3 rRNA genes are annotated in these 5,848 nt (G+C 54.9%); all 3 read right to left on the bottom strand.

The window, feature by feature from the left end:
- Window positions 1-112 precede the first annotated feature (112 nt).
- A 5S ribosomal RNA gene (rrf, locus tag V5S80_RS09310) occupies window positions 113-229 on the bottom strand.
- 101 nt (window positions 230-330) lie between these two features.
- A 23S ribosomal RNA gene (locus V5S80_RS09305) occupies window positions 331-3,406 on the bottom strand.
- 386 nt (window positions 3,407-3,792) lie between these two features.
- Window positions 3,793-5,311: ribosomal RNA gene (locus V5S80_RS09300) — 16S ribosomal RNA — on the bottom strand.
- The 16S, 23S and 5S rRNA genes sit together here, the layout of an rRNA operon.
- Window positions 5,312-5,848: the final 537 nt, after the last annotated feature.

The following is a 5,848-nucleotide window of genomic DNA, read 5'->3' as shown; positions in this document are numbered from 1 at the left end:
GTGTAACTGTGGTGTCGCCCGCACCCCCGGGGCACCCACACACACAAAAAAAAGGGGGGTGCATGGCGCACACAACACCACACACCCCACACACATATTCAATTCACACAAAGGTTGGCAGCGACCTACTCTCCCACACCCTCCCAGGTGCAGTACCATCGGCGCAGGCAGGCTTAGCTTCCGGGTTCGGAAAGGGACCGGGCGTGACCCCACCGCAATAACCACCAACACAACCACAAGGAACAACACACAACCCAACCACAACACAAGCGTGCTATGCGAGACACCAAACAGCAGACGCGAGTAACACTTCCCTCTTCACAACACATGTTGTTTTCATATCGGCCAATTAGTACCGGTCACCTCAACACCTCACAATGCTTACAGATCCGGCCTATCAACCCCATCATCTCTAGGGAACCTCAAAAGAAACCTCATCTCGAAACAGGCTTCCCGCTTAGATGCTTTCAGCGGTTATCCCTCCCGTACGTAGCCAACCAGCCATGCCCAAGGCAGAACAACTGGCACACCAGAGGTACGTCCATCCCGGTCCTCTCGTACTAGGGACAGCCTTTCTCAAGTTTCAACGCGCGCGGCGGATAGAGACCGAACTGTCTCACGACGTTCTAAACCCAGCTCGCGTGCCGCTTTAATGGGCGAACAGCCCAACCCTTGGGACCTACTCCAGCCCCAGGATGCGACGAGCCGACATCGAGGTGCCAAACCATCCCGTCGATATGAACTCTTGGGGAAGATCAGCCTGTTATCCCCGGGGTACCTTTTATCCGTTGAGCGACACCGCATCCACAAGCCAGTGCCGGATCACTAGTCCCAACTTTCGTTCCTGCTCGACCCGTCAGTCTCACAGTCAAGCTCCCTTATGCACTTACACTCAACACCTGATTGCCAACCAGGCTGAGGGAACCTTTGGGCGCCTCCGTTACCATTTAGGAGGCAACCGCCCCAGTTAAACTACCCACCAGGCACTGTCCCTAACCCAGATCATGGGCCGAGGTTGAGATGCTCAATACGATCAGAGTGGTATTTCACCAACGACTCCACCACCACTAGCGTGCCAGCTTCACAGTCTCCCACCTATCCTACACAAACCGAACCAAACACCAATACCAAGCTATAGTGAAGGTCCCGGGGTCTTTTCGTCCTGCCGCGCGTAACGAGCATCTTTACTCGTACTGCAATTTCGCCGGGCCTGTGGTTGAGACAGCAGAGAAGTCGTTACGCCATTCGTGCAGGTCGGAACTTACCCGACAAGGAATTTCGCTACCTTAGGATGGTTATAGTTACCACCGCCGTTTACTGGGGCTTAAATTCTCCGCTTCGACCCCAAAAGAGATCTAACAGGTCCTCTTAACCTTCCAGCACCGGGCAGGCGTCAGTCCGTATACATCGACTTCACGTCTTCGCACGGACCTGTGTTTTTAGTAAACAGTCGCTTCCCTCTACTCTCTGCGACCACCACCAGCTCACCACGCAAAGATGGATCACCAGCAATGGTCCCCCTTCTCCCGAAGTTACGGGGGCATTTTGCCGAATTCCTTAACCACAGTTCACCCGTCGCCTTAGTATTCTCTACCTGACTACCTGTGTCGGTTTAGGGTACGGGCCGCACACACACATCGCTAGAGGCTTTTCTCGACAGCACTGGATCACCAACATCCCCACAACGGGTACGCATCACGCCTCACCCACAAAGTGCCCCGGATTTACCTAGAACACGGGCTACACGCTTACACCACAATCCAATAAGTGGCTCGGCTACCACACTGCGTCACCCCATCACTTGACTACTACCAGCTCAGGCCCCACGCATCACCAACCCCCACCACCACAAAAAGGGCGGCAGGAACGGCTCAGGGTGGTTAGTATCACTGATTCACCATGGGCGCGCATGCACGGGTACGGGAATATCAACCCGTTATCCATCGACTACGCCTGACGGCCTCGCCTTAGGCCCCGACTCACCCTGGGAAGAAAAGCTTAACCCAGGAACCCTTAGTCATCCGGCGGACAAGATTCTCACTTGTCATTCGCTACTCATGCCTGCATTCTCACTCGCATCCCCTCCACCACCGGTCACCCAGCAGCTTCAACGAAAACACGACGCTCCCCTACCACACCACACACATGTGCGGCATCCGCGGCTTCGGCGGTGCACTTAAGCCCCACTACATTATCGGCGCACAACCACTCGACCAGTGAGCTATTACGCACTCTTTCAAGGATGGCTGCTTCTAAGCCAACCTCCTGGCTGTCTTCGCGATCCCACATCCTTTTCCACTTAGTACACACTTAGGGGCCTTAGCCGGCGATCTGGGCTGTTTCCCTCTCGACCCACGGAGCTTATCCCCCGCAGTCTCACTGCCACGCTCTCACCTTGTCAGCATTCGGAGTTTGGCTGATGTCGCTAAGATGATAGTCCCGCTAAACCAACCAGTAGCTCTACCTCCAACAAGAAACACGCAACGCTGCACCTAAATGCATTTCGGGGAGAACCAGCTATCACGGAGTTTGATTGGCCTTTCACCCCTACCCACAACTCATCCCCGCAGTTTTCAACCTACGTGGGTTCGCGCCTCCACAACGTCTTACCGATGCTTCACACTGGCCATGGGTAGATCACCCCGCTTCGGGTCCAGGACACGCCACTCAACCGCCCTCATTAGGACTCGGTTTCCCTACGACTACCCCACACGGGTTAACCTCGCGACGCGCCGCTGACTCGCAGGCTCATTCTTCAAAAGGCACGCCATCACCCCACAAGGCTCTGACGGCTTGTAGGCACACGGTTTCAAGAACTATTTCACTCCCCTCCCGGGGTACTTTTCACCATTCCCTCACGGTACTATCCACTATCGGTCACATCACGTATTCAGGCTTACCGGGTGGTCCCGGCAGATTCACAGCAGATTCCACGAGCCCGCTGCTACTCGGGTACCACAGCACCCCACACACATCATGCTTTCACGTACCGGACTCTCACCGTCTACGGCAGGCCATTCCAAACCACTTCCGCTAACACAACGCGCACAGGAGGGCGTCACTAGCCACCCAACACTACGGCCCCACAACCCCACACACGCAACCCCTAGCAGGTATCACACGCACATGGTTTAGCCATCATCCACTTTCGCTCGCCACTACTCGCAGAATCATTATTATTTTCTCTTCCTGCAGGTACTAAGATGTTTCACTTCCCCGCGTTACCCCCACACCAGCTATACATTCACCGGCAGGTCACCGCACACAACTGCGGCCAGGTTTCCCCATTCGGACACCCTCGGATCAACGCTCGATTGACAACTCCCCGAGGACTATCGCGGCCTTCCACGTCCTTCATCGGCATAATGTGCCCAGGCATCCACCGTGCGCCCATAAAAACAAAAACAACAAAACAGGCAACACAACACCACCACACAACGCAATGATGCTGCAGAAAAACCAGACAAAACTACAAAAAAGAAAGATTACTCGCGTCCACTATCCAGTTCTCACACAACACACCCACACCAGACACAACCACCCACACACAGCAAGCAGCCACACCCAGCCAGGCCAGGAACAACACATGTGCCATCCCAGACACCCAACAATGCGCCAACGCACCCCAAAAGCTCTCGTGTCAACCACACACCACCCCAACCACACCAACAACAGCATGATCATGTAATGCCGCACGCCACACGCGTGCCCAACAGGCCATCCACCCACAAAAAACAAACTGTGCACACCCACGCCACCGGCGCACCATGCACACAAACAAAAACTCCTTAGAAAGGAGGTGATCCAGCCGCACCTTCCGGTACGGCTACCTTGTTACGACTTCGTCCCAATCGCCAATCCCACCTTCGACGGCTCCCTAACGAGTTTAGGCCACCGGCTTCGGGTGTTACCAACTTTCATGACGTGACGGGCGGTGTGTACAAGGCCCGGGAACGTATTCACCGCAGCATTGCTGATCTGCGATTACTAGCGACTCCGACTTCATGGAGTCGAGTTGCAGACTCCAATCCGAACTGAGACTGGCTTTAAGAGATTAGCCCCACCTCACGGTATCGCAACTCTCTGTACCAGCCATTGTAGCATGTGTGAAGCCCTGGACATAAGGGGCATGATGATTTGACGTCATCCCCACCTTCCTCCGAGTTAACCCCGGCAGTCTCCCGCGAGTCCCCAACCAAATGCTGGCAACACGAGACAAGGGTTGCGCTCGTTGCGGGACTTAACCCAACATCTCACGACACGAGCTGACGACAACCATGCACCACCTGTACACCAGCCACAAAGGGAACAATCATCTCTGACCGCATCCAGTGCATGTCAAGCCCAGGTAAGGTTCTTCGCGTTGCATCGAATTAATCCACATGCTCCGCCGCTTGTGCGGGCCCCCGTCAATTCCTTTGAGTTTTAGCCTTGCGGCCGTACTCCCCAGGCGGGGCGCTTAATGCGTTAGCTACGGCACGGATCCCGTGGAAGGAAACCCACACCTAGCGCCCACCGTTTACGGCATGGACTACCAGGGTATCTAATCCTGTTCGCTACCCATGCTTTCGCTCCTCAGCGTCAGTTACTGCCCAGAGACCCGCCTTCGCCACCGGTGTTCCTCCTGATATCTGCGCATTTCACCGCTACACCAGGAATTCCAGTCTCCCCTACAGTACTCCAGTCATGCCCGTATCACCTGCCAACCCGGAGTTAAGCCCCGGGCTTTCACAAATGACGCGACAGACCACCTACGAGCTCTTTACGCCCAGTAATTCCGGACAACGCTCGCACCCTACGTATTACCGCGGCTGCTGGCACGTAGTTAGCCGGTGCTTCTTCTACCACTACCGTCACCCAAAGGCTTCGTCATGGCTGAAAGGAGTTTACAACCCGAAGGCCGTCATCCCCCACGCGGCGTCGCTGCATCAGGCTTGCGCCCATTGTGCAATATTCCCCACTGCTGCCTCCCGTAGGAGTCTGGGCCGTATCTCAGTCCCAATGTGGCCGTCCACCCTCTCAGGCCGGCTACCCGTCGACGCCTTGGTAGGCCATTACCCCACCAACAAGCTGATAGGCCGCGAGCTCATCCCCTACCGAAAAATCTTTCCACCACACCACCTACAGCATGGTCCTATCCAGTATTAGACCCAGTTTCCCAGGCTTATCCCAGAGTAAGGGGCAGATCACCCACGTGTTACTCACCCGTTCGCCACTCGAGTACCCCGCAAGCGGGGCCTTTCCGTTCGACTTGCATGTGTTAAGCACGCCGCCAGCGTTCGTCCTGAGCCAGGATCAAACTCTCCATACAAAACATGCACAAAAAGCCTGAAAACCAAGCAAAAAACAAACCCCGACACAAAAAATTCTGCATCAGAATCCAAAACAAAAAATTGCAGCCCGCCACACGGGGCGCGACAAGCCACAACCCACACACCCACCACAAAACATGGAGAATGCATGTCCACCACAAACACAACCACCACAAACGATGACCATGCCCACAGTGATCAAAAATCATGATGATCCAACAACCACCACACAATCGTGGCACCTGCCGTGACCAACACAAAAGTACATTGGCACACTATCGAGTTCTCACACAACACACGCACACACAACACACCCACCAACAGGAAAGCATGTCACGCAGCAAGCAGAAACCCTAACACCACCCGACCACCAAGCGCAAACACCACCCAGCAGACACAAACAATGGAGAAAGAATCCCACCAACCATCAAGACCACCAGAACAACAACCCCGCGGCCTCAACGACGAGACAAAACACTACACACCCCACCCACACACCACAAACCCCCAGCACACACCACAAAAACACACACCAA

Source organism: Corynebacterium sp. PCR 32, assembly GCF_037464985.1.
GTDB classification, from domain to species: Bacteria; Actinomycetota; Actinomycetes; order Mycobacteriales; family Mycobacteriaceae; genus Corynebacterium; species Corynebacterium kroppenstedtii_D.
The sequence above is the reverse complement of the archived record's forward strand: the minus strand, read 5'-3'. Positions and strand labels throughout refer to the sequence as shown.